Annotated in this window: 15 protein-coding genes; 6 read left to right on the forward strand and 9 right to left on the reverse strand. The window is 59.4% G+C overall.

Annotated elements, in window-relative coordinates:
• Window positions 1-245: 245 nt before the first annotated feature.
• Both HMPREF2884_RS00325 and HMPREF2884_RS00330 read left to right on the forward strand, forming a co-directional pair.
• Complete coding sequence (locus HMPREF2884_RS00325) at window positions 246-4394, forward strand: DEAD/DEAH box helicase (protein ID WP_070614720.1); 4149 nt, start codon at window positions 246-248, stop codon at window positions 4392-4394.
• 175 nt (window positions 4395-4569) lie between these two features.
• Window positions 4570-5406 carry an aldo/keto reductase gene (locus tag HMPREF2884_RS00330; protein WP_070614722.1) on the forward strand — a complete coding sequence of 279 codons (837 nt, stop codon included), beginning with the start codon at window positions 4570-4572 and terminating at the stop codon, window positions 5404-5406.
• 163 nt (window positions 5407-5569) lie between these two features.
• Here HMPREF2884_RS00330 and HMPREF2884_RS00335 read toward each other — a convergent pair whose 3' ends face one another.
• The gene (locus HMPREF2884_RS00335; RefSeq protein ID WP_210398924.1) at window positions 5570-8104 is read right to left on the reverse strand and encodes a helix-hairpin-helix domain-containing protein; all 2535 of its coding nucleotides are present in this window, start codon (window positions 8102-8104) and stop codon (window positions 5570-5572) included.
• 413 nt (window positions 8105-8517) lie between these two features.
• Between HMPREF2884_RS00335 and HMPREF2884_RS00340 the strand changes: the two genes are divergently transcribed.
• On the forward strand, window positions 8518-10131 hold the full coding sequence (locus tag HMPREF2884_RS00340; protein ID WP_070614724.1) for a dehydrogenase: 1614 nt from the start codon (window positions 8518-8520) through the stop codon (window positions 10129-10131).
• Window positions 10132-10292: 161 nt separating this feature from the next.
• On the opposite strand, the gene HMPREF2884_RS00345 is transcribed toward HMPREF2884_RS00340, so the two are convergent.
• Both HMPREF2884_RS00345 and HMPREF2884_RS00350 read right to left on the reverse strand, forming a co-directional pair.
• Window positions 10293-11768 carry an amino acid permease gene (locus HMPREF2884_RS00345; protein ID WP_049337487.1) on the reverse strand — a complete coding sequence of 492 codons (1476 nt, stop codon included), beginning with the start codon at window positions 11766-11768 and terminating at the stop codon, window positions 10293-10295.
• Between the two features lie 449 nt (window positions 11769-12217).
• Window positions 12218-13699: an amino acid permease gene (locus tag HMPREF2884_RS00350; RefSeq protein WP_070614726.1), complete on the reverse strand. Its 1482-nt coding sequence runs from the start codon at window positions 13697-13699 to the stop codon at window positions 12218-12220.
• 488 nt (window positions 13700-14187) lie between these two features.
• On the opposite strand from HMPREF2884_RS00350, the gene HMPREF2884_RS00355 reads away from it, so the two are divergent.
• Both HMPREF2884_RS00355 and trmB read left to right on the forward strand, forming a co-directional pair.
• A complete protein-coding gene (locus HMPREF2884_RS00355) occupies window positions 14188-14586 on the forward strand; it encodes a hypothetical protein (protein ID WP_070614728.1) in 399 nt (132 codons plus the stop codon).
• A gap of 215 nt (window positions 14587-14801) precedes the next feature.
• Window positions 14802-15608: a tRNA (guanosine(46)-N7)-methyltransferase TrmB gene (trmB, locus tag HMPREF2884_RS00360; protein WP_049358392.1), complete on the forward strand. Its 807-nt coding sequence runs from the start codon at window positions 14802-14804 to the stop codon at window positions 15606-15608.
• A gap of 151 nt (window positions 15609-15759) precedes the next feature.
• On the opposite strand, the gene HMPREF2884_RS09070 is transcribed toward trmB, so the two are convergent.
• The 6 genes from HMPREF2884_RS09070 to dnaK form a co-directional block, all read right to left on the reverse strand.
• Window positions 15760-16701, reverse strand: a complete 942-nt coding sequence (locus HMPREF2884_RS09070; protein WP_141753482.1) for a hypothetical protein — start codon at window positions 16699-16701, stop codon at window positions 15760-15762.
• Window positions 16702-16716: 15 nt separating this feature from the next.
• Window positions 16717-17481 (reverse strand): Pycsar system effector family protein, encoded by a 765-nt coding sequence (locus HMPREF2884_RS00370; protein WP_070614732.1) that lies wholly within the window; start codon window positions 17479-17481, stop codon window positions 16717-16719.
• Between the two features lie 264 nt (window positions 17482-17745).
• Entirely contained in the window at window positions 17746-18252 is a 507-nt protein-coding gene (locus HMPREF2884_RS00375) for a heat shock protein transcriptional repressor HspR (protein WP_070614735.1), read from the reverse strand.
• A 3-nt stretch (window positions 18253-18255) separates the two neighbouring features.
• On the reverse strand, window positions 18256-19248 hold the full coding sequence (locus HMPREF2884_RS00380; RefSeq protein ID WP_070614737.1) for a DnaJ domain-containing protein: 993 nt from the start codon (window positions 19246-19248) through the stop codon (window positions 18256-18258).
• 313 nt (window positions 19249-19561) lie between these two features.
• Window positions 19562-20140 carry a nucleotide exchange factor GrpE gene (locus HMPREF2884_RS00385; RefSeq protein ID WP_070614739.1) on the reverse strand — a complete coding sequence of 193 codons (579 nt, stop codon included), beginning with the start codon at window positions 20138-20140 and terminating at the stop codon, window positions 19562-19564.
• A gap of 2 nt (window positions 20141-20142) precedes the next feature.
• A complete protein-coding gene (dnaK, locus tag HMPREF2884_RS00390; protein ID WP_070614741.1) occupies window positions 20143-21975 on the reverse strand; it encodes a molecular chaperone DnaK in 1833 nt (610 codons plus the stop codon).
• A 771-nt stretch (window positions 21976-22746) separates the two neighbouring features.
• Here dnaK and HMPREF2884_RS09075 point away from each other — a divergent pair.
• Window positions 22747-23988: pentapeptide repeat-containing protein (locus tag HMPREF2884_RS09075; RefSeq protein ID WP_210398926.1), on the forward strand; the 1242-nt coding region annotated here is incomplete at its 3' end.

The raw sequence follows: 23988 nt of genomic DNA on the forward strand, positions 1-23988 counted from the left end.
TTCTCAAGTTAAGTAAAGCGTTTTTTGAAAGAGATTTAGATTATTAGCCTTTTGGCTTGTGAAAACGTTTTAAGTGGCGTGAATTTTTGATACGGTGGGGAATATCTTATGTGAATACCGGTGTTTTTATGCGTTAAAAACTCCCCCACCACAAATACGAAATACGCCCTAAACCACCGCTCAATAGCCGCCCTGGCAACCAGCCCGACAGTCAGCCCGGCTGCCAGCCCGACAGCCTCCAGCAAATGACCGGCGACAAGGCGCAAACCCGCATGATACGCGATAATGAGCTGGTGAGCGCCAACAACCCCTTCCCCGAAATTCCCGTCACCGTACCGCAGATCATTCGCCAGGCCGGGCACCGCACCTACCAGCGCGGCGTCGCCTACCGGCGCAACCGCGAAGTCATCCGCTACAGCTACGACGAAGACGAGCGAACCCTCACCGGGCTCGTCAACGGAAGCACCATCATCCCCTACGAAGTGACCATTCGTTTCTTCCCCGCCGTCAGCGGCTCCGCAACCTTCACCGCCCGCTGCACCTGCCCCGTGCTCACCGACTGCAAGCACGCCGTAGCGCTCATGCTCACCGCGCTCGACCGCGCCTCCGTAGCGAAAAAGGCACTCAGCGAACACCCCAGACCGGTCGGCGTACCCGGTGCCGCGGCAAAGGAGGCGGCAGAGGCAAAGGGACCCGCAGATTCAAAGAGCGCGGACGTTGCGGAGGCGAAGAAATCCGCCGACCCGCTTGCGGCGCTGCGCGCCTCCGGTGCACTCACCACCGCGGCGAAACTGCCCGCGCCCGATGCAGCGACTGCCGAGCCCGAAAACACCCAGGGAAGCTTTGCACTCAACGAGCTAGGCACCTCCCCGAGCCTGCAGGCAGAGGCATCCGCCACCAAAATCTCGGCATGGCGGCGCGACCTCTCCTCCGTTCTTTCCGCACGTCAGGACCTTGCGGGCATCGATTCGATGCGCGTGAGCGGCGCCCTGGATTTCTCGCTGAGTGTCTCCGGTTCCTACGCGCGCGGCCGCAATATGCCCGGCGCAACCCCCAGCATTAACCTGCTCGCCCGCCCGCTCATGGCGTCCAAAACCGGGCGCTGGATCAAGGGCGGACTCAGTTGGGAAACCTTCGCATCCAGCGTGGGCGGACCCGTCGGACGGCACGAAATCTACCCCGAACACGAACGGTTCTTCGCCGAGCTCTACTCGATTGCCCGCCCCTGGCAGAACATGTACTCCTCGCACCGCGACTGGATCTCAATCAGCGCTTCTGCCTCCACTCTGCTCTGGGATGTGCTCGCCCGCGCAGAGGATATTGGCCTGCCCCTGCTCGTCAACGGTCGCGAAGTGAACTACGCTGTGCTGAGCCCCGCACAGGTGCGTCTGCACGCCACCGCAAGCGAGGATGCGCACGACGAGGGCGCCGGCCTGCAGCTTCAAGCAGCACTCAGCTGGGAAGGACGCGAAGGCGAACTGCTACGCCAGCTCTGGCTGCCCGCCGCGCACTGCCACCCCATCGGCACCCCGCGCACCGGCTTCTTTGCCCTGGGCGGGCTCGCCCAGCAGGAGTACGAGCAGGCGGCAAAGGCGGTGCACTGGAAGACCGCGCGCCCCGGCGCACTGGATGAAGTGGGCCGTGAATCTTTTGTTCAGAAGAGCGAGCAGGAGGCGCCGACTGAGGAAGCCGAGAATAGCGCACCGACGATTGCCCCAGTACAGGGTGAGCGGGTGCGTTACTCCCCCGCCGTACCCGAACTGCCCGAGGGCGTGGAGCTGGCACTCATCCCCCTGGTCGAGCCGCTCGATGCCGCCTCCGAATCGCTCATTAGCGCCGGAACCGTGCACATTCCCGCCGCGGAACGCGCCACGTTCCAGAAGGAGTATCTGCCCGCGCTCAGCCGTTCCATTCCCTCGCTGACCCCCGATCCTGCGCTGGCGCTGCCGCGCGTGAAGCCGCCGCATCTGGTGCTTGAAATCAGCTTTGACGAGCAGGTACGCCACGACGCGCAGCTGAGCTGGCGTTGGGAGTACCCGCTGAACCCCTTCGCGGAGGACAGCGCAGAGGAGGCGAGCGCACAGGACTCTGCGGGTGCCTCCGATGTGTACTCCCTGCCCGTTTTCGGTTACCCCGGTGAAGAGGGCGGCGAGGTGCGCGACGAGCGTTTTGAGGCGCGCGTACTGCGTTCGGTGCGCGCAATTCTTGCCGCCCACCCGGCGCTTTCCGGGTTGGAGGAGCGCCGCATCGAAGGCTGGGAAACCCGCGAGTTGCTCAGTGCGATTCTGCCGAAGCTTCGCCGTGTTTCCGCTGTTCAGGTGCGTTTTAACGGCACCCCACCGGAGTTTGTGGAGGCAACCGACGCACTCATTGAAATCACCGTGAGCGAGGGCAATTCTCGTGACTGGTTCGGCCTGGGCATTGCGGTGAAGGTCAACAATTGGACCGTGCCGTTTGCCCAGATTTTTGAGGCGCTCGACCGCGGGGCGGACCGTATTCTGCTCGGTAACGGCACCTATTTCTCGTTGCGTCGACCCGAGTTTAAGACCCTGCGCACCCTCATCGCGGAGGCTCGCGAACTCGACGATGCGGGCGGTGAGCTTCGCATTAACCGTCACCAGGCGGGGCTGTTCTCTGAGCTGGAGTCACTGGCGGCGAGCGTGCATACGACCGCGCGGTGGGATGCTCAGGTGCGTTCGCTACTGGAACTGGTTGAGGGCCTGGAGGATGCCGAAGAAAGCACCGAGGAGAGCGCCGAAGAGAACCCCGAAAAGGGCACTGAAAAAGTACTCGACAAGGGCACCCAGGATTCCCCCGCACCCCAGAAGGCTTCCCGCCGGGTTATCGCTCAGCACCCGGTACCCACCGGCTTGCAGGCGATCCTGCGCCCCTACCAGGTGGAGGGTTTCCAGTGGCTGTCCTTCCTGTACGAGCAGCGGCTGGGCGGTATTCTCGCCGACGATATGGGTCTAGGTAAGACCGTGCAGGCTCTCGCCCTGCTCGCCCACGCGATTGAGGAGCACCGTGCCGCCTCCGAACGTGCCGCCGAGCATGGTGAGAGCGTCGAGCCGTTCGCGCCCTTCCTCGTGGTTGCGCCGACTTCCGTCATCACCAACTGGGCGGCGGAGGCGGAACGCTTCCTGCCCGAGGCGAAGGTCGTGACCATCACCGAAACCACCGCCGGTAAGACTCCGATTGCCGAGCGGGTTGCCGGGGCTCACCTGGTACTGACCAGCTATACGCTGCTGCGCATGGACGAGGAGGCCTACACCGGCTACGCCCGCACGCTAGGCCGTACCGTTGACGATTCCACGGGAGAGCAGTCCGCCCCCGAAGGCTGGGGTGCGCTCCTGCTGGACGAGGCGCAATTCGTCAAAAACACCGGCACTCGTGCCTGGTCCATCGCCCGCGCGATGCCCGCCCGCACCAAGATTGCGATGACCGGCACGCCCATTGAGAACAACCTCATGGAGCTGTGGGCGCTGCTGGCAATTGTGGCGGACGGCCTGTTCCCCTCCGCCCGTGCGTTCCGTGACCTGTACGCTCGCCCGGCGGAGTCCGCTGAGGACCCGGCGCACGCCGCGGCGACGGCGGCTCGTCTGCGCCGGCGCATCCGCCCGCTCATGCTGCGCCGCACCAAGGAGCTGGTGGCGGCGGAGCTTCCGGCGAAGAACGATACGCGCGTGAACCTGCCGCTGGCTCCCGGTCACCGCCGCATCTATGACACGCATCTGCAGCGTGAACGCCAGAAGGTGCTGGGTCTGCTGGAGGATATGGACAAGAACCGGTTCACGATCTTCCAGTCGCTGACCCTGCTGCGCCGCCTGGCGCTGGATGCCGCTCTGATTGATCCGGAAGCCTACGCCGGGGTGTCGTCGGTCAAGCGCGACTACCTGGTTCAGCAGCTACCCGACCTGCTCGAGAAGGGCCACCGCGTGCTGGTGTTCAGCCAGTTCACCGGCTACCTCAAGAGCATTTCGGCACGCCTGGCGGAGGAGGGCATCGGCCACCTGTACCTGGACGGTTCGACCCGCAACCGCGCCGAGGTCATCGAGGCGTTCACGAGCGGTCAGGAGCCGGTGTTCCTCATTTCGCTCAAGGCTGGCGGTTTCGGTCTGAACCTGACCGAGGCGGATCACGTGTTCATCATGGATCCGTGGTGGAACCCCGCCGCTGAGCAGCAGGCAGTGGACCGTATTCACCGCATCGGCCAGGACAAGGAGGTGCACGTCTACCGCCTGGTCGCCGAGGGCACGATTGAGGAGAAGGTCATGCAGCTCAAGGAGTCGAAGGCCGCGCTCTTCGATGCGGTGGTCGGTGAGGGCGAGTTCGCCTCCGCGGCGGTGACGGCTGAGGATGTGCGTGAGCTGTTTGCGCCGGCTGTCGAGCGGTAGCCGCCCTCGAGTCTGAGGAGGTGTCTGGCACCCGTCATTTTTTGTCATTTGGTTACGCCTCAGGCTAGATTCACGCCCAATTCTGGCCCGGCTCTTCTCAACGGGGGCTCTGAGGCGTAGCCTTGAATGACTGCTTACGGAGGCTCCGCCTCCCCATAGATTCCAAAGGAGCATCATGAGCTACAACGTACCCAACGTAAAGTTCAACGACGGTCGATCCATTCCGCAGCTGGGCTACGGCGTGTGGCAGGTTGAGGACGAGGTTGCCGAGAAGGTCGTGGCCACCGCCCTGGAGATCGGCTACCGCCACATCGACACCGCCGCTATTTACGGCAACGAGGCGGGCGTAGGCCGCGCTATCGCTAACTCCAACGTGGCTCGTGAGGATATCTTCCTCACCACCAAGCTGTGGAACTCCGACCAGGGCTACGAGAGCGCTTTTGAGGCGTTTGAGGCGTCCCTGGAGAAGCTGGGCACCGACTACGTTGACCTGTACCTGATTCACTGGGCTAAGCCGCAGCAGGGCCTGTACCTGGATTCCTGGCGTGCGCTGATTGAATTGCAGAAGCAGGGTAAGGTTCGTTCGATTGGTGTTTCGAACTTCCCCGAGGAGCAGCTGCGCGAGATTATCGAGGAGACCGGCGTAGTTCCGGTCATCCACCAGATTGAGCTGCACCCCTACTTCTCGCAGGAGGCGCTGCGCGCCGTTCACGCCGAGTACGGCATCGCGACTCAGGCATGGAGCCCGCTGGGCAACGGTAGCGACCTGCTGCAGAACCCCGTGCTGGCTGAGATCGCGGAGCGCCACGGCGCAACCCCCGCGCAGGTCGTGCTGGCGTGGCACCTGGCTAAGGGCACCGTGGCTATCCCGAAGTCTGTGACCCCCTCCCGCATTGAGGAGAACCTGGCGTCGGTGAACGTGAAGCTGACCGCCGAGGACATCGCGGCTGTGGATGCGCTTTCCACCCCCGAGGGTCGTATTGGCGCTGACCCGGCGAACATCGACTTCTAAGGTGTAGCTCGGGCGTAGAGCTCGATACACGCCTAAATAAAGCCCCGACAGGCACGGATAGTGCTTGTCGGGGCTTTTGTGCGCTCTTGCGGGAGCTAAGGTTTTAGAGAATGATCATTCGCTGATTGCTCAACAGGTCAGCGAACGCTCGCGCTCTCCCCCGCTAGTTCTCGTCCTCCACCAGCAGGGAGAGGGAGATGCGGCGGCGCGCCGGGTCGACCTCCACGACGCGCACCTGCACGATGTCGCCGCTACGCACAATGTCGTGCGGGTTCGCCACGTAGCCGCGGCTCATCTGCGAGATGTGCACGAGGCCGTCCTGGTGCACACCAATATCCACGAACGCACCGAATGCCGCCACGTTCGAGACCGTACCCTCGAGCACCATGCCGGGGCGCACGTCCTCGAAGTGCGAGACGGACTCGGAGAAGCGGGCGGTGCGGAAGCTACCGCGCGGGTCCAGGCCGGGGCGGCGTAGCTCGGTGAAGATGTCCTCGACCGTGTACACGCCGGCGGTGCCTTCGTCCGCGCTCGCCTGAGTATCGCTATCCTGCACGTAGTCGGCGGGGTTCAGCCCGGCGAGCGGGTCGGTTCCGTCCGAGGTGCCCAGGGCGCCGGCAACCCAGTGGGCGCCGTTGCGTGCCTGCGCGTCGGCAATAATGCGGCGCGCGAGCGGGTAGGCTTCCGGGTGCACGGCGGAGGCGTCCAGCGGCTCCTCACCGCCGCGGATGCGGATGAATCCTGCCGCCTGGCGGAAGGTTTTCGCGCCCAGTTGCGGCACGTTCAGCAGCTGCTGACGGTTCGCGAAGGCGCCGTGTTCGGTGCGATAGGCAACGATGCGTTCGGCGGTTGCGGTGCCCACGCCCGCCACGTGCGCGAGCAGCTGCACGGAGGCGCTATTGAGGTTCACACCCACGGCGTTCACACAGTCTTCGACGGTGTCGTTGAGGGCGCGGCGCAGGGCGGCGGGCGGCACGTCGTGCTGATACTGGCCCACGCCGATGGACTGCGGGTCGATTTTGACGAGCTCGGCGAGCGGGTCCTGCAGGCGGCGGGCAATCGAGACGGCGCCGCGTACGGTCACGTCGTAGTCGGGCAGCTCGGCGGCTGCGAGCGCGGAGGCGGAGTAGACGGAGGCGCCCGCCTCCGAGACGGTCACCTTCTGAGGTGCTTCTGCGCTTTCCTCGCGCAGGGCGCGGATTAGTTCGCTGGCGAGCTTGTCGGTTTCGCGGCTTGCGGTGCCGTTGCCAATGGCGATGAGTTCCACGCCGTAATCGCGGCAGGCGGCGGCGAGCTCGCGCAGTGCTTCTGCCCATTGGTTGCGCGGGGCGTGCGGGTAGACGGTGCCCACGCGCAACGGCTCACCGGTGCCGTCAACCACGGCGTATTTCACGCCGTGGCGCAGGCCAGGATCCAGGCCGAGGGTGGTCTTGTGCCCGGCGGGCGCGGCGAGCAGAATATCGCGCAGGTTGGAGGCGAACACCTCTGTCGCGTGCTGTGCGGCGGCGTCGAGTAGCTGGTGGCGGATGCGTTCGGCAAGGCGCGGGCGCAGGTGGCTGCGCCATGCGGTGCGCACGGTGGCGGCGAGCCAGCCGAGTACGCGGTCTTCGTCGTCGACGGTGTTGAGCACCTGCACGGGGATGCGTAGCGCGGCGGCGACCTCACGCTCATATGCAGAACGGACGTTCTCGTAATTTTCTGCGGCGGCCTCAGCTTCGGCGCGGGCGGCACCACGCAGGCGGCTGAGCGCCACGGGGGCGGGTGCCACATCCACCTTGAGGCGCACCACGCCGGCGTCCTTGGCGCGGTGCAGCGCCAGCACACGGTGCGGCGGAATGGAACGAATACGGTCCGAGAAGGCAAAATAGTCGGAGAACTTCGCGCCAATGCTTTCCTGACCGGCAATCACGCGAGACTCAATCACGCCGCCTTCACGCAGGCGCTTGAGGAGCTTTTCGCTCAGCACCGGGTCGGTGAGGGCGCGGTCAACCAGGATCGCACGGGCACCGTCAAGGGCCTCTTCGGCACTGTGAATCTGCAGGGCTTCGTTCACCTCTGCAACCTCAATGCTCTCGTCCTCGTCGTCTTCGGTGCCGTCGGTAATGTATGCGGCGGCGATGGCGTGCGCCTCGGCGAGGGGCACCTCCAGCAGGTCTTCGACGAGGGAATCAAGCCCGGCGGCACGCGCCATCTGGGCGCGGGTCACACGCTCGCTGCGGTACGGGGCGTAGATGGCGTTCACGTCTGCGATGGTGGCGGCGTTCATGAGCGAGGAACGCAGCTGCAGCAGGGTGAGCGGGTCGATGAGGCCTTCGTCGGCGCGTTCGGTGAGCGCTTCGAGCACGCGGTTGCGGCGCTCTTCGAGGGCTCGGAGCTGGCCCAGGCGCGACTGGATGGTGCGCAGCTGGGTGTCGGTGAGTGCGCCCGTTGCTTCTTTGCGGTAGCGGGCGATGAAGGGTACGGAGTTGTCGGCGTCAAGCAGCGCCACGGCTGCGCGGATGCGGTGCGGCGCGATACCGGTTTCTACGGCGAGCGCGTTGATGAGGTGCTCGGCGGGCTGCTCAGTCTTGCCGCCGGTTTCGTGTTTTTCACGGTGTGCGGCGCTGCTGGGTTCATTGCCGGCGGCGCTGCTGGGCGCGGGGTATGCAGCTCGATCCGCGCGCGGGCGGATGCTGCTCGGGAGGGGGTGTTCGCTCATCCTTCCAGTTTCGCATATTTCGCCGCGGCTCATGGGTTGGCAGGTAATGCTGAGGAAAGAGTCAGCGCGGGGCGTATTTTGCTCGCCTGTGCGGGTGCGGGTAAGCGTATTTTTCCACCGTATCTTCTAGCGCAGATTACGAGTCTTTACGCACATTTTGCCCTGTGGGTGCGCTAAACATTGTCATCTTTCCGTAAGAAACCGTGTTAGGGGTTCACATATTTGAATAGTGCTAAGTTTCAGCGATAAATTTAGATAAAAGAGCATATTTTTTTGAAAAAATATCTCTTATTCGTGCAGATAAGGGGTGGCCTCACACCACGCAAACACCCTTATCTGCGTGCACACGTTCAGGGTTTCGGCGGCACGGTACGACATGGTGCCGCCACATCCCGCAGATGAAAGAGGGACCCATGCGCGAACAAGCCGCGCTATCAAACGCGCCGGAGGGCTACTTAGATTTTCACGACGAGTACGCGGAACTCATCGCCGAACTCGCCGCGCTGGGGTTCACCCCTACCCAGGTTCTCCGCCGCCTCAACTTTCTGTACCCGCACATCAACAAGAAGTACCTGAACTATGCGCTGGACTCCGGCATCTGGCAGTTTGGCCCGGTCACGGTAGACGCCCCGAGCTACACGGTACTCGCCTGCGGCCTCTGGTACGTTTTCGCGGAAGCCTACGATTTGCCTCCGGAGCCCGAGTACGCGGCGCTGATTCTTGATTGCGATATTATTCACGACCTGCCGCCCGCGCTGGAGGCACGCCACTTCAGCAATGAAGACATTGCGCACGTTCTGGCGAAGATCGGCGCTACGCTCAAGTACCTTGCCGCACACCCCTACTCCCAGCTGGAGGAAGAAGCCTACGCGCAGACCCTCGAGGACATCCGACTGCGCGGCGTGAAAGAAATCGGCACCGAGGGCGGTAGCCTGTACACCCTGCTTGCCGCCAGTATGGAGGGCGAATCGGCGTGGCCTGCCCCCGCACAGACGGTCAACGACTACCTCGGCGACGGCAACTGGTCCCTGGGCATGCTCCGCACCGGCATCTACCCGGCGGAGGCGCTCGAGAACGAGTGGTATATCGACGCCGCGGCGGTACCTGAGGATTTTGCGCCGAAGACTCTGAGCCTGTTTTTGAGCTATTGTGCCCGCTACGACCGCGAGCCGACAGCGCTGAACTACGGCTACTGGTCTACCATTCCCACGCTGATTGAGCAGGTGCCGCCGCTGGGTGCGGTACGCGCCAAGTTCGGCTCCTGGCAGACGACCCTGCATCGCGGACGCACGCAGATTGCCCGTGAGCTGCGCCTGTGGACGAAGAACGAAGCCAGCGTAGCTGCCGTGGAGGCGAGCGCCGCTGAGTCGAAGGAGTCCGAGGCGAGCGCCGCTGAGGAGCTTGAGCTCCTTGATGCTGAGCTGACTAACGCTGAGTTGGCTAACGCTGAGCTCACCGAAGCAGAACTAGCAGAGCCGGATACCCCGGACGGCTCCCCTGCGGGCGCTCCCACGGAACCGGCAGAACAGGCAGAACCCGCACGTCTGAGCGCCCGCGAACTCACCGAGCAGGGCATCGGCGTGGTGCAGACCGCCCACACCGACCTGGCGGCGTACCACCGCACCCAGTGGGAGCAGACGGTGGAAGTCTTCGGCGAACGCCTCGCGCAGCTTGCCTGGAACCGCCGCCTGAGCACCTACTACTTCTTCGACGGCGCCTGCCTGGAAGACGCCGACCCGACCCCCGTGGTGACGGTCTTCCGTTCCCCCACCGGCTTCCTCTGCGAGCTTGAACCCACCGTCGAGGCGTTGCCCGCCTTCGACCCGGAGTTCCTGCAGGAGCACGGCTGGAGGCACCCGGTACCGGTGCATGCGCTGTGGAATCTGCACGCGCTCGACCCGCTGGAGGCAGCTGCCGCCGTCATCGAGGCGATGCGTTCGGGTTGCGGTTGTGAACGCTGGGATTTCTACCGCACCGATGACGATAACGACCCGCTTGCCGAAGAGGCTGAGGTGGCGCCCCTCTAAGCGCGCACTCCCGCGAGCCTCTCGTCGGGTTCATCCCTAGAGACAGCGAAAGCCCGCGTCCCGCTCCCTGAGAGGAGCAGGTGACGCGGGCTTTACGCATGCGCTGATAGCCGGTACCGAGATAACCGGCACCGATAGCCGGCGTGGCTTAGCGTGGGTGTTTAGCGTGCCGAGAAAATCTCGGACGCCTCCACAATCGCAATCTGCGCGGTGCGGGTCGAGATTGCTTCGTGACGGCGGGCATCAGCACGGCGCTTGAAGACCCAGCCGATACCCAGAATCACGAACCAGACGGGCATCGCGAGCAGACCCATGAGGGTTTCCTCGTTCATGGTCAGCACACCAATGGTGAAAGCGAAGAACGCCAGCGCCAGCCACGCGGAGAAACGGCCGCCGGGCAGACGGAACTTCGACTTCTTGTGGCGCGAGGGGAACTTCTTGCGGTACATCAGGTAGCTGACCATAATCATGGCCCACGCAAAAATCACGAGCACCGCAGCCACGGTGGTGACCAGGTTGAACGCACGAGAGATCGAGTCACCCGCGTAGAGCAGCACAATCGAGGACAGCAGCATCACGGCGGAAAGGAACAGCGCGTTACGCGGCACACCGTTCTTGGAAATCTTGCCCAGGAACTGCGGTGCACTGCGCTCGCGTGCCAGGCCGAATGCCATACGCGAGGTGGAGAAGATACCGGAGTTCGCCGAGGAGGTTGCGCTGGTAATCACCACGAAGTTGATGATGTGCGCGGCGATGCCCAGGCCCGCCAGAGTGAACATGGCGACGAAGGGACTCTTATCGGGGCTGACCAGGCGCCAGGGGGTGACCATCAGGATGACGGCGAGCGCGCCCACGTAGAAGACCATAATACGTACCGGCACGGCGTTAATTGCCTTGGGCAGGGTCTTTTCGGGGTCCTGGGTTTCTGCGGCGGTGGTACCGACGAGCTCGGAGCCCATGAACGCGAAGACGGCAATCTGGAATGCACCGAGGAAGCCAATCAGGTGGTTGGGGAACATTCCGCCGTCGTTCCAGAGGTTTGCGACGGATGCCTGCGCACCACTGGGCGAGGTGAAGCCGACGGCGATCATGCCGCCGCCAACGATAATCAGGGCGACAATGGCGACGATCTTAATCATGGAGAACCAGAATTCGATTTCGCCGAAGTTCTTCACGGAGACCAGGTTCAGGGTCAGCAACACGCCGATGACAGCGAGCGCCGGGATCCATGCCTGCAGGTCAGGCCACCACATGTGCAGGTAGCCGACGATTGCGATGATGTCCGCGACGGCGGTGACCACCCACATGAACCAGTAGGACCAGCCGAGGAAGAAGCCCGCCATGGGGCCGACGAGGTCGGTGGTGAAGTCAGAGAATGACTTGTACCTCAGGTTGGAGAGCAGAATCTCGCCCATAGCTCGCAGTACCAGGAAGATGACGGCGCCGATGAGCATGTACACGAAAATAACTGAGGGACCCGCCATGGAGATGGCGCGACCGGAGCCCATGAACAGGCCGGTACCGATGGCACCGCCAATTGCGATGAGCTGGATGTGGCGGTTGCTTAGACCGCGGTGCAGTCGCTCTCCCTGCTCGGGAGCTTTAGGATTCAGGCTGACGTTGTTCTGTTCAGTCACGACGTCCTCTTTTCAGCGGTTGTACCCCGTACCGCATGTGCCGTTACTGGAATAAGAATCGCTAGATCGCAGCAGGCACGGTCACTGTATGAATATGCGGCCATTAGCTTGCGGGGCGTCCCCGGATTTCGGGGCGAGGCTGGGTCTCTATCAAATACCGCGCGGCATTCGGAAGTGTCACGCTATCGATTGACGCGGAGTTTTTCTGAGAGCTCTCACAGCTACTTGGATAGTTATTCTACAGGTGTTAAGTGCAAGAAAACAGGATTTACAGCAAAAATGTGACCTGTTTCTATTATTTACATCATATCAAGCAGTGTAAAAAATACCGCCCGGAACGTAAGCAGGCAGGCATGAGGGCACGCGAAAGCCCCGCCTCCGCATCCTAAAAGAATGCAGAAACGGGGCTTACACACAGCACTACCGGAGCACCACAGAAAGAACAGAAACTACTTCTGACCAGCCTTGTCAGCAACATTGTCAGCAGCCAGCACACGAGCACGCTTCGCCGCGTGGCGGCGGGTCAGAATCTCGTAGCCAATAGCCAGAGCGATGAACCAGATGGGGGTCAGCGCCAGACCGATTGCGGTGTCCGGGTACAGACTCAGGGCGTAGACCATGACGGCGAAGAAGACCAGACCAAACCAGCTCATGCCAATACCCCAGGGCATCTTGTATGCGGATGCCTCGTGGCGTTCGGGGAACTTCTTGCGGTACACCAGGTACGCAATCAGGATCATGCTCCAGGTGAAGATACCCATCATCGACGCCACGGAGGTCACCACGGTGAACGCCTCCATGATGCCGCTACCGGCGTACAGCATGACCAGACTAAACAGCAGCATCACGGTGGTCAGGTACAGGGCGTTGGCGGGCACACCGTTCTTGGTGAGCTTACCCAGCGCGGAGGGGGCGGCACCGTCATGCGCCAGACCGTAGACCATGCGGGAGGTCGAGAAAATACCGGAGTTCGCCGAGGACGCCGCCGAGGTCAGCACCACAAAGTTCACCAGCGAGGCGGCAACACCAATGCCAGCCAGGGAGAACATGCCCACGAAGGGGCTCATGGACTTATCCAGCTTGTCCCAGGGGGTGACGGCGAGGATGGTCAGCAGCGGCAGCGCGTAGAAGAGGCCAATGCGGAAGGGTACCGCGTTAATTGCCTTGGGCAGGGTGCGTTCAGGGTGTTCGGTTTCCGCCACGGCGGTACCGACCAGCTCAGCGCCCACGAAGGCAAAGAGCGCAATCTGGAAGGCACCCAGGAAGCCCGTCAGGCCCTGGGTAAAGATACCGCTACCGGAGGGACCGGGGCGATCCCAGAGATTTGCCACAGAGGCGACGGTACCGTCGGGCGCAGTGAAGCTAAAGGCAACCATGAGCGCACCAACAATAATGAGGGCGACAATAGCGACGATTTTAATGACGGCGAACCAGAACTCGATTTCACCGAAGTTCTTCACCGAGGGCAGGTTCAGCAGCAGCAGAGCCACGATAACGGTCAGCGCCGGGATGAAGGCTGGGATTTCCGGCCACCAGTATTTGATGTAGCCGGTAATCGCGATGACGTCCGCAATACCTGTGACGACCCAGAAGAACCAGTACGACCAGCCGACGAAGAAGCCGGCGCGCAGGCCGAGGATGTCGGTAATGAAGTCGGTGAAGGACTTGTACTTGGGGTTGGAGAGCAGAATCTCGCCCATGGCGCGCAGAACAAAGTAGATGACGCTACCGATAATGGCGTAAACAAAGACGATGGAGGGGCCGGTCAAGGCGATGGTCTTTGCCGAGCCGAGGAAAAGGCCGGTGCCGATGGCGCCGCCAATAGCGATCAGCTGGATGTGTCGGTAGCTTAGTCCGCGCTGAAGCTTGGAGTGCTCAGCTTCGGAGTCTAGGCCAGTGACGGAGTTGTGCTGCGTTGGCTGCTGTGTCACGTATTTCTCTTTCCTGCGTCGATTCGCCCTAAATTTCACTCGGGGGCGAGTCCGGGTGGTTGGTATTCATGCATAATCCTGAACGGCGCGCCAAGAGGCGGTTCCCGCGCTTCCCGAGCCAGCGCGGTGCGCTTGGGCTTGTGGGCTCCGATTTCGCGGGGCTTCCGATTTTCTTGCATCGCCGATAAAGGGTTATGCAGAGAATGCATAATTTCAAATTTTACCCCCTCATACCCACACAAGTACAAGGAATACAACATCACCAGATTTTTGAGACGGGGCGAGTCTGCGGCATCTCTCAGCCTCCACCCGGAACACGCCCCGCACCGCTCTTAGATCGCACCTCTTCTCTGCACGCTTCTGCCGGGTTTTCAAAAAATATATAGAAACTTTACGTGTAAAACTTTACACAGCGAGAAACCGGGTCTAGAGTAGAAACCGTTCAACAAAAACCTAACCAACCAACTACAGAACAGAAGGACACAACAATGGGCAAGTTCTCCAACGCAGCACTGCGACTCACCGCCGGCGCGCTCATCCTCGACGCAGGCGTCAAGAAGCTCAAGGCAGACGAAGGCACCTACGCCTTCCTGCAGCAGATGGCGGCAACCGGTGTTCCCGCAGTCTCCAAGCTGGACGCAGCAACCTTCGGCAAGCTCATCTCCGGCGCAGAAACCGCACTCGGCGCAACCCTGCTGACCCCCTTCATCCCCGCACGCCTGGCGGGCGTAGGCCTGACCGCGTTCGCGGCAAACCTGATGACCATGTACTTCCGCAACCCGGACATGCACGACAAGTACTTCCGCCCCACCCAGGACGGCCAGCAGCTCGCAAACAACATCGTGATGCTCGGCGCGGGTCTGGCACTGCTGGGCTCCAAGAAGTAAGCCCCACAAACTAAACTCACTCAACAACCTCACGAAAGTGCGGCGGGAACAGTATTCGCTCCCGCCGCACTTTTGTCTGCGCGCTGAATTTCTGTGTTTCTCAGACCGGCATACGCCCAGCTAGTTCAGTCTCACGCCCGGCTAGTTCAGCGTCACGCCAGCCCCGCACGCCGCGAAACCGCACGGTATAGCGGCGCTACGCTATTCTTTTAGGTATGTCTACTGAGAACACGCAGCCTAGCCAGGCACCCGAATCCACCGAAGAAAAGGCCAAGAAGCCGGTTCCCGAGGAATTCTTCCGCCAGCCCTACTCCTTCGTCCGCCGCGGCGACCGCCTCACCGCGCGCCGCCAGAAGGCGTGGGACACCTACTCCCCCACCCACGTGCTGGACATTCCGCGCCTGCGCACCGACACCTCCGTGTCCCCCGAGGCGACCTTCGACCCGGTGAAGATTTACGGCCGTGAGGCGTACCAGGTCGTCGAGATCGGTTCCGGTCTGGGCGAGGCGATTGTGCACCGCGCAGCTGAGGTGCCCGAGGCGAACTTCCTCGCCGTTGAGGTGTACACCCCCGGCATCGCGGACCTGCTGCTGAAGATGGGCAACGCCGGCGTGGAGAACGTGCGTGTGGCTCAGGCGAACGCACCCGAACTGCTCGACAACATGCTTGAGGAGAACTCCGTGGACGAGCTGTGGGTGTTCTTCCCGGACCCCTGGCACAAGTCTCGCCATCACAAGCGCCGCCTGGTGTCTCCGGCGTTCGCTGATAAGGTTGCGCGTGTGCTCAAGCCCGGCGGTATTTGGCGCCTGGCGACTGACTGGGAGGAGTACGCCCTGGTCATGCGTGAAGTTCTGGAGGCGCACCCCGACTTTGAGAACGTGAACCCCGGCGCCGGTGCGACCGAGGAGGATCCGTTGGGTGGTTGGGCTCCGCGTTGGGAGGGTCGTACCCTCACCAGCTTTGAGCGCAAGGCTCAGGAGGCGGGCCGCCGCGCGCACGATCTGACTTACCGCCGCAAGTAAGCACCGCCGCAAATAAGCGGAGTAGCGTCAGTTACCGCCAGGTGATTTCCCGCCACCGTGCAAAGTGCATACGTTAAAGCAGGTGAGGCTCCCCGGTCGTTCGGGGAGCCTCACCTGCTTGTTCATATACGAAATCTTCTATAGATAAACCCTAGGATTCATCAGCCGACGCATGTTTCAAAGCCTTCTCGTAGATAAATCGGTAGGAGTCATTTCTAAATTTTTCAAACTCTTCCAATTTCTCTATTTCTTTCGAAATATTAATCGGCATGGGTTCACCAGTGAGTTCTTCAAGAATCGAGAAATTTCCTATAGGGACATAATACAGAGGGTACTCAACAAGACCAGTTTCTTTAATGGTGCACCCTTTTAGTTCACGTTCTCCCATAGAATATATACTAAATGAACTTATCTTATTTTTTTCAAGACCCATCATTACAAGGTAAGCCAAATAGGGCGACAGAACCATTCGATGTGCCTGAGATTGCTCTGCAATCCTAAATCCAAGATCAACGTCACACCCAATAAAATCTATGAAATAATCTTTTTGAATGTCTCGGAGATTAATTCCACGATGACTGGAGAGTTCCAGTGCGACGGTACCTTCAATACCTAAACTTCCTACCAGACTTTTTGCTCCCTCCTTACCTTTTAGATTGTTATTCCAATCCTTAGGCATAAGATTCCAGCGATAATCCCAGGGGTTCCCTTGCGAATGAAGAAGAAAAGCATAGCTACGCAGTTTTAGGGTGTATGACGAACCAGGAATCTGACTGGGAGAAACTGATTCAAGAGATGCAATAAATTGCTGCAACGCTTCTCCAATAGCTACCGGCTCAGGTTTGCCGTCGTTTCCAATAGGTATCGTTCGGAGATACACCAGCTCATCGCCCCTGACTCTCCATAAGAACCACCCTGCATCAACAGCAGATTCAACCTGATGATTCGACTCCCTCAGACCTTTATCGAAGCTTTCCATAAAGGTTGATATTACGCCAACACCAGAAATAGGATACTTAATTTTTAAAGCAGTTGATTCACTAATATCAACACCACACACTAAAAATGCAGGTAAATTTTTTCCAATACCCATAATCCACCTTAGCATTTACTGTTTATCAGCATCTAGCAAACCCTGACACATATCCATAATCGCAGAGTAAAATAAAACTAGGAGGAGCACACCAGCGACAATCACAGACAGAATCAAACATTCTTCTTTTCGAAGTGAATGTTCATGAAACCACGGAACAAACCCAGCCGAGAATAAGACTAGAAAAATTGAACTCATAAACACAGAACTCTGAAGCCTTTGAACATTTTTAAATTTTTTATCAGCAATACCGGCCAGAGTAGACATCTGATCATTGATGTATTCCATCTTGTCAGTGTGCGATATGCTATCCAGGATCTTCGCATCAGCATTATAAGAACCGTAGAAAAATATATTACCAGCCCTGCCAGAAACGCTCATATTTGGCCTCTGATAAAAACCAATCTTAAATGAAATAATTACAGTACTTACAAAAAATGCAGTCCAGATATATGTCCATGAATTCCAAAAGTTACCGACTTTCTCGGTGGCCGGGATAAGTGCGCCATAAGCCGCTACGATAAAGCCCTGGACAGCCAACAGCATCTGGATTCTTACGTCAGCATTTTTAATCCAATCAGAGAAGTACTGAACAAGTCTCCACCTCTCCTCATAACTCACACCCTGCTCAACCGGAGCTGGTGTTTGAGTCTCAGCCGGTGCCTGGTTTTTATCATTTGTCGTGCCATCAGACCTCGCCTGGTTCTCAGTAACTTTCTGCTCTTTGATAGCTACTGGCTTCCACTGCATAAAGGTGTTCCAGACGAACAAATTTTTCACTCTGCCAGCCCCTCCTCTATCTCAATACCCCGAACTTGTTAGTCCAACTATGCTATCTCCAACTATATAACCAAGCAGGTGAGGCTCCCCGATCATTCGGGGAGCCTCACCTTCTTGTGTGTGGGTCCAAGTTCATGCGGGGCGGGGGTCTACCCTACCTCGCTCGCACAACACTAAGACGCACAAGCCTATATGGGTGGCTGACTAGCGCAGATGAGCTAGAACAGCCGAACCGTTTATCCCAGTGTAGCGGGTTTAGTCGGTTTAGCGCTGCGGCTTCGCATCATCCGCCGTAGCCGGCTGGCGATGCTGACGGTACAGCACCACAGCCGAAGAACGCTGACGAGGCGCCGGACGGGTACCACGGGCAATATGCACCACGTCGCCACTGGTACCGGCGGCGAACACGCGCTCCGCCAAGCCCAGCTTCACCTTCGCATCCTCAACCTGACGCTGTAGCGCCGCAATCTGCTCCTGCTGCTCCTCCACGAGGGACTCCAGCTCAATAATGCGGCGAATACCCTCCAGGGAGACGCCCTCCTGCGAGAGTTGCTGAATCTGCTGCAGACGGTTCACGTCACGCTGCGAATAGCGGCGCGCCTTACCGGGCGCACGCGAAGGCTGGACCAGGCCAATACGGTCGTACTGGCGCAGGGTCTGCGGGTGCATGCCCGCCAGCTCAGCCGCCACAGAAATCACGAAAACCGGCAGGTCCACGCTGTGCAACGGCTTGCCGCTACGGGACTTAGATGATGATTCTCGAGATGCCATGGTTTACTTCGCCTTCTTCAACAGATCCTTACGCGGGTTCTCCTGCGGTGCCAGTTTTACGAACTTATCGAATGCTTCCTGCGCCTCTGCGCTCAACTCGGTGGGCAGAACAATCTCCGGGATGACCAGCAGGTCGCCGTCGCCGCCCTTAGCCTTGAAGCCACGGCCCTTAGCGCGCAGTCGGCGGCCAACTTGACCGGGTGCCAGGCGCAGCTTCACGGTGGATGCGTCGGGCAGGGGCACCTCGATCACTGCGCCGTCGACGGCCTCGGCGAGGGTGACGGGTGCGCGCAGGATCAGGTTGTTGCCTTCGCGCGAGTACACGGAGTCATCGGAGACGCGCACGGTGACCTTCAGGTCGCCGCCGCGCAGGCCCTTGCCGCGCAGGCGGACCTTCTGGCCGTCCTTAATGCCTGCGGGGATGCGTGCCTCGGTGTGGGAGCCGTCCGGCAGGAACACGGTCACGGTCGCGCCGGTGTATGCCTGGGCGAGGCTGATGCGGGTGCTGGTGCTGCTCTCTTCGGGGGCTGCGTGCTGTGCACCGCCGAAGCCGCCGCCACCCATGCCGCCGAAGTCGGCACTGGTGAAACCTGCGGAGCGTCGGGAACCGCCGGCGCTACCACCGAAGAGGCCGCCGAGCAGGTCGTCAATGTTGATGCCTGCGCCGCCGCTGCTGAAGCCGCCGAATGCGTCCGCGCCGGGGTAGCCGGTGTAGCTACCACCGCCGAAACCGCCACCGCCGAAGCCGCCCATGCCAGATGCGCCGTAGCGGCGGATCTGGTCGTACTCTTCGCGCTGCTTCTTGTCGGAGAGTACGTCGTATGCTTCCGAGATTTCCTTGAACTTCTTCTCTGCTGCGGCATCGCCGGGGTTCAGGTCCGGGTGGTACTTGCGGGAGAGCTTGCGGTACGCCTTCTTGATGTCGCTTTCGCTTGCGTCTTCGCTAACGCCCAGTGCCTTATAGAAGTCGTCGGTTAGCCAGTTTTCACTTGCCATGTTGTGTTTCTCCTTCTGCGGTGATGCGCCGCCCTCCTCGGTTACGGGACGGCTTGCAGGGGCACCGCGTACTTGTCTTAATACTCTATATAAAAGTTTAGTCTACTTGACTCAATTTTGAAAGGGCTGAGCCCAAAAAAATAGCACCCCTACAAGCCTTCTCGCCGCCACCACAGCTCGCCAAAACCCGCGCCAACACGCCGGTATAGCAACCCCGGCAGAACAGCTTAGGCAAACAACAGGGCGGGCACTCCCCCACCAGGGAGAGCACCCGCCCGTCGTTAGTTATTCAGCCAATGCTTAGCCGATCACCTTACGGTGCGACAGCCACAGCCACCTGAGCGGTACGAACCACACGGTCGTTCACGCGGTAGCCGTAACGCAGAACCATGGAGACATGATCCTCAGTTACCTCGTCGGTGGGCTGCTGCAGTACAGCTTCGTGGATGTTCGGGTCGAAGGCGTCGCCTACTTCACCGAAACGCTCCACGCCCTGCTTGCCGAGCAGCTCTTCGAGCTTGGTAGCGATGGAGGCGAAGGGGCCTTCCTGCAGGTCACCGTGCTTGCGTGCGGCGTCGATATCATCGAGCACCGGCAGCAGTGCGGTCACCAGTTCACTGGTTACGAAGCCTCGCAACTGCTCCTTTTCGCGAGCGGTGCGGTTCTTGTAGTTAGTGAACTCTGCCTGCAGGCGAAGCAGGGAGTCCAGGCGCTCCGCGGCGAGTGCCGCGTCAGCAGATTCTGCTTCTACGGCGTCCTGGAGCTCAGCCTCGACGGCTTCCGCAGCTTCCTCGGGGCTTTCGACCGATTCAGCTTCGGGGTGGCCTTCCGCTGCGGGGGCGTTGAATGCCTCCTCCAGCGGGTCGGGGGTGACGTTTTCCTGCTCAGCCATGATTACTTCTTCTCGTCTTCGTCGATAACCTCGGCGTCGACAACGTCCTCATCAGCGGCGGGCTTGGACTCGGATGCCTCAGCCTGTGCTGCTGCGTAGAGTGCCTCGCCCAGCTTGGATCGGGATGCCTGCAGCTTCTCGAATGCGGACTTCACTGCTGCGTCGTCGTCGCCCTCGAGTGCCTTCTTCAGCTCGTCGACATCGCCCTGGACCTCGGTCTTGACGTTCTCGGGCAGCTTGTCGCCGTTCTCCTTCAGGAGCTTCTCAGTGGTGTATGCGACGGACTCGGCTTCGTTGCGGGTGTCAGCAGCCTCGCGACGTGCCTTGTCCTGCTCTGCATGTGCCTCTGCGTCCTTGACCATGCGGTCGATGTCGTCCTTGGAGAGGGAGGTGCCGCCGGTGATGGTCATGGACTGCTCAACACCGGTGCCCTTGTCCTTTGCGGAGACGTGGACGATACCGTTTGCGTCGATGTCGAAGGTGACCTCAATCTGGGGCACGCCACGGGGTGCGGGGGCGATGCCGGTCAGCTCGAAGGTACCCAGGTTCTTGTTGTCGCGAGTGAACTCACGCTCACCCTGGAAGACCTGAATGGTCACGGAGGGCTGGTTGTCCTCTGCGGTGGTGAAGGTCTCGGAACGCTTGGTCGGGATTGCGGTGTTGCGCTCGATCAGCTTGGTCATCACGCCGCCCTTGGTCTCGATACCGAGGGAGAGGGGGGTGACGTCGATCAGCAGAACGTCCTTACGGTCGCCCTTCAGAACGCCTGCCTGCAGTGCTGCACCCATTGCCACGACCTCGTCGGGGTTCACGCCCTTGTTGGGCTCGCGACCGGTGAGCTCCTTGACGAGCTCAGCAACAGCGGGCATACGGGTGGAGCCACCGACCAGAACAACCTCGGAAATCTCGGAGATGGACACGCCAGCTTCCTTGATTACGTCGAGCACGGGCTTCTTGGTGCGCTCGAGCAGGTCGCGGGTCAGCTCCTCGAACTTTGCGCGGGTCAGCTTCTCATCCAGGTGGATGGGGCCCTCGGGGGTGACGGACAGGTACTGCAGGGAGATGTTGGTGCTGGTTGCGCTGGACAGTTCCTTCTTAGCCTGCTCAGCTGCTTCCTGCAGACGCTGCAGCGCGATCTTGTCCTTGGACAGGTCTGCGCCGGTGTTTGCCTTCACCTGTGCGAGCAGCCACTCGACTACGCGCTGGTCCCAGTCGTCGCCACCGAGGCGGTTGTCACCGCTGGTTGCGCGAACCTGAATGGTGGAGAAGCCATCGTCGTCCTTGCCGACTTCCAGCAGGGAGACGTCGAAGGTACCGCCACCGAGGTCGAAGACCAGGATGAGCTCGTCTTCCTTGCCCTTGTCCAGGCCGTATGCCAGTGCTGCGGCGGTGGGCTCGTTGACGATACGCAGGACGTTCAGGCCTGCAATCTCGCCGGCTTCCTTGGTTGCCTGACGCTCAGCGTCGTTGAAGTATGCCGGGACGGTGATGACGGCGTCGGTGACCTTGTCGTTCAGGAATGCCTCTGCGTCGCCCTTCAGCTTCATGAGGATACGAGCGGAGATTTCCTGCGGGGTGTACTTCTTGCCGTCAATCTCGGTGGTCCAGTCGGTGCCCATGTGGCGCTTGACGGAGGAGATGGTGCGGTCGACGTTGGTCACTGCCTGACGCTTTGCAACGCTACCAACCAGAACCTCGCCATCCTTGGAGAATGCGACGACGGAGGGGGTGGTGCGGGTGCCCTCTGCGTTAGCGATGACGACCGGGTCGCCACCTTCCAGTGCTGCTACGACCGAGTTGGTGGTACCGAGGTCAATACCTACTGCACGTGCCATATGTTTATTCACTCCTTAGGTGTTAGTGCCCCGCTTCTTCTAATGCGAGGCGGGATAGTTTGAAAGTTGTGGAGGCGGTCGGTGCTGCGCGTGCCGCCCCGTGTGGGGTGGTCTGCGCGGCTCCTTGAGCCTCATGTACTCAAGTATGCACTCTCTCGGAGGGGCTGTCAATAGAGTTGAGCGAACTTTACTCAACTTTTTTATGTGGAGGGGCGTGAGGGGCGGGTTTTTTAGGGTCCCGGAGGGGTGTTTTGCGGGTGTCTTTGGGGTGGCGGCGAGGCACGGACGGGCGGTTTTGCTGCGAAATTCCGGGGGTTTTGGGCTTGGCGAGGGTGTCGCGCAGCGATTCAGCGCACGGCGGACACTGCCGGGCGCGCGGGGCGAAAAAATTTTTAAAAATCTTTAAAAAAAGGGGTGAAAACCCGAAAAATGGGGTGCCAGAGGTGCCGGGAGGTGGTGTAAGGGCATCTTATATAGGGTGTGCGAGGTGATTTTTAGGCGCGATTTTTAGGTCTGAAGGCTAGGCCTCTGGCAGCGTTGCTAGGGGTGCGCTTGGTGCAGGTGTCTCAACTATGAGCACTCGCCTTGAGATTCCAGAGAATCATTCCTCTTATATATGGAGAATCTTCCTGAGAGCTCCAACACTCACCCTATATAGGCATCTCCGCTTGTCCAACCCGCAATTCCCCAACCCTCACCTGTGGCTTGAAGCTACCCGCCTGCCGTATGCTGGTTACGACCATATCCTCTCGAAGCAGATAGGACCCCCTCATGTCACCCAAAAGTGCCTCACGAGACAAGCAAGCAATTAGGTGCCTTATATATAAAATAATTGCATTAATTTTAATTCCAATTATCGTATTTTTCACTATCTCATATATAGAATCCTTAAGTGATAGACAAATTGCAGATTTATTAGAAATTTTTAATTTTTCAAAGTTTGGAATACCATTCAATAGCGCACTGACAGTATTCCTATTGCTATTATTTGGACTCTTTGCATTCTTTCCACTTATTAGGGTGATACAAAAGTTCTTTTCCGCCCTTACGGGAAAATATTTTGTTATTTCACTTGCCGCTCTCGCAATTCTGGGAGGGACTGCCGCCCTTTACATTCCTTCCTATACAGGATGGTTTAAAACCGATACTCAGCAATCTACGAGCAGTACACAGCCTACACAGAATGGACAAGGTTCCGGAAACCAACAGAATCAATCTTCTAAAGATTCATCTTCTGATTTAAGACTTCATCTTCTATATATTACTGGTGGCATTATCGCCGTTTTGGGTCTTATTGAAACAAACCGCAAGAATAGCCAGGACCATATCCGTGAGGTTCATGCAGCCCGCCGCGACCGCTACATTAAAGCGGTCGATAAACTATCTAGCGATGATGCACCTGTGCGCCTTGGTGGAGTGTACGCTCTCGTTGGCCTTGTCGACGAGTGGCTAGATGACGACAACATTGATGAAGAAACTCGAATCAAAGAAGGACAGATTATTATCAATAATCTCTGTTCCTACATTCGCTCACCCTTCCTCACTGCGGAAAAAATTGAAGCATATGAAGCTCACAATGATTTTAACCTGCTTCAGGAATATGAAGCTGAATTTTCTTCCGAAGAATATTCCCCACAGCTACGGGCTCTATGCGAACGTGTTAAAGAATCTGGCACCTTTAACAATTTTCAAGATATCACCGCGGACTATGCAAAGTTCCACGAAGAACAGGACGTACGCCGTGCCATTTTTGTTGAAATGAGCAAACGCAGCAGCACTTTCACCAAAAACGAAAAGGGGGATATGATTCCTAGCCGGGGTACATGGAGCGAATTCGAATTCGACTTCAGCCGGGCGCCCATTTTCTACCCCCTCAATCACCTCACAATTGAAAAAGGTATTTTCTCCTACGCAAGTTTCTATGGTCAGGCAGATTTCAACGAATCAACCTTTATTAGGGATGCAGCTTTTAATGGTGTCAAGTTCACCCAAGGAGCAAACTTCAACGAAGTA

Origin of the sequence: Rothia sp. HMSC073B08 (assembly GCF_001812975.1) — a bacterium.
In the GTDB taxonomy this organism is placed as follows: domain Bacteria; phylum Actinomycetota; class Actinomycetes; order Actinomycetales; family Micrococcaceae; genus Rothia; species Rothia mucilaginosa.

What these genes read in the sequence shown, in the direction of transcription:
- trmB (WP_049358392.1), top strand. Translation starts at nt 14,802, where the DNA reads ATGTCTACTGAGAACACGCAGCCTAGCCAGGCACCCGAATCCACCGAA.
- HMPREF2884_RS00325 (WP_070614720.1), top strand. Translation starts at nt 246, where the DNA reads ATGACCGGCGACAAGGCGCAAACCCGCATGATACGCGATAATGAGCTG.
- HMPREF2884_RS00380 (WP_070614737.1), bottom strand. Translation starts at nt 19,248, where the DNA reads ATGGCAAGTGAAAACTGGCTAACCGACGACTTCTATAAGGCACTGGGC.
- HMPREF2884_RS00340 (WP_070614724.1), top strand. Translation starts at nt 8,518, where the DNA reads ATGCGCGAACAAGCCGCGCTATCAAACGCGCCGGAGGGCTACTTAGAT.
- HMPREF2884_RS00355 (WP_070614728.1), top strand. Translation starts at nt 14,188, where the DNA reads ATGGGCAAGTTCTCCAACGCAGCACTGCGACTCACCGCCGGCGCGCTC.
- HMPREF2884_RS00330 (WP_070614722.1), top strand. Translation starts at nt 4,570, where the DNA reads ATGAGCTACAACGTACCCAACGTAAAGTTCAACGACGGTCGATCCATT.
- HMPREF2884_RS00335 (WP_210398924.1), bottom strand. Translation starts at nt 8,104, where the DNA reads ATGAGCGAACACCCCCTCCCGAGCAGCATCCGCCCGCGCGCGGATCGA.
- HMPREF2884_RS00375 (WP_070614735.1), bottom strand. Translation starts at nt 18,252, where the DNA reads ATGGCATCTCGAGAATCATCATCTAAGTCCCGTAGCGGCAAGCCGTTG.
- HMPREF2884_RS00385 (WP_070614739.1), bottom strand. Translation starts at nt 20,140, where the DNA reads ATGGCTGAGCAGGAAAACGTCACCCCCGACCCGCTGGAGGAGGCATTC.
- dnaK (WP_070614741.1), bottom strand. Translation starts at nt 21,975, where the DNA reads ATGGCACGTGCAGTAGGTATTGACCTCGGTACCACCAACTCGGTCGTA.
- HMPREF2884_RS09070 (WP_141753482.1), bottom strand. Translation starts at nt 16,701, where the DNA reads ATGGGTATTGGAAAAAATTTACCTGCATTTTTAGTGTGTGGTGTTGAT.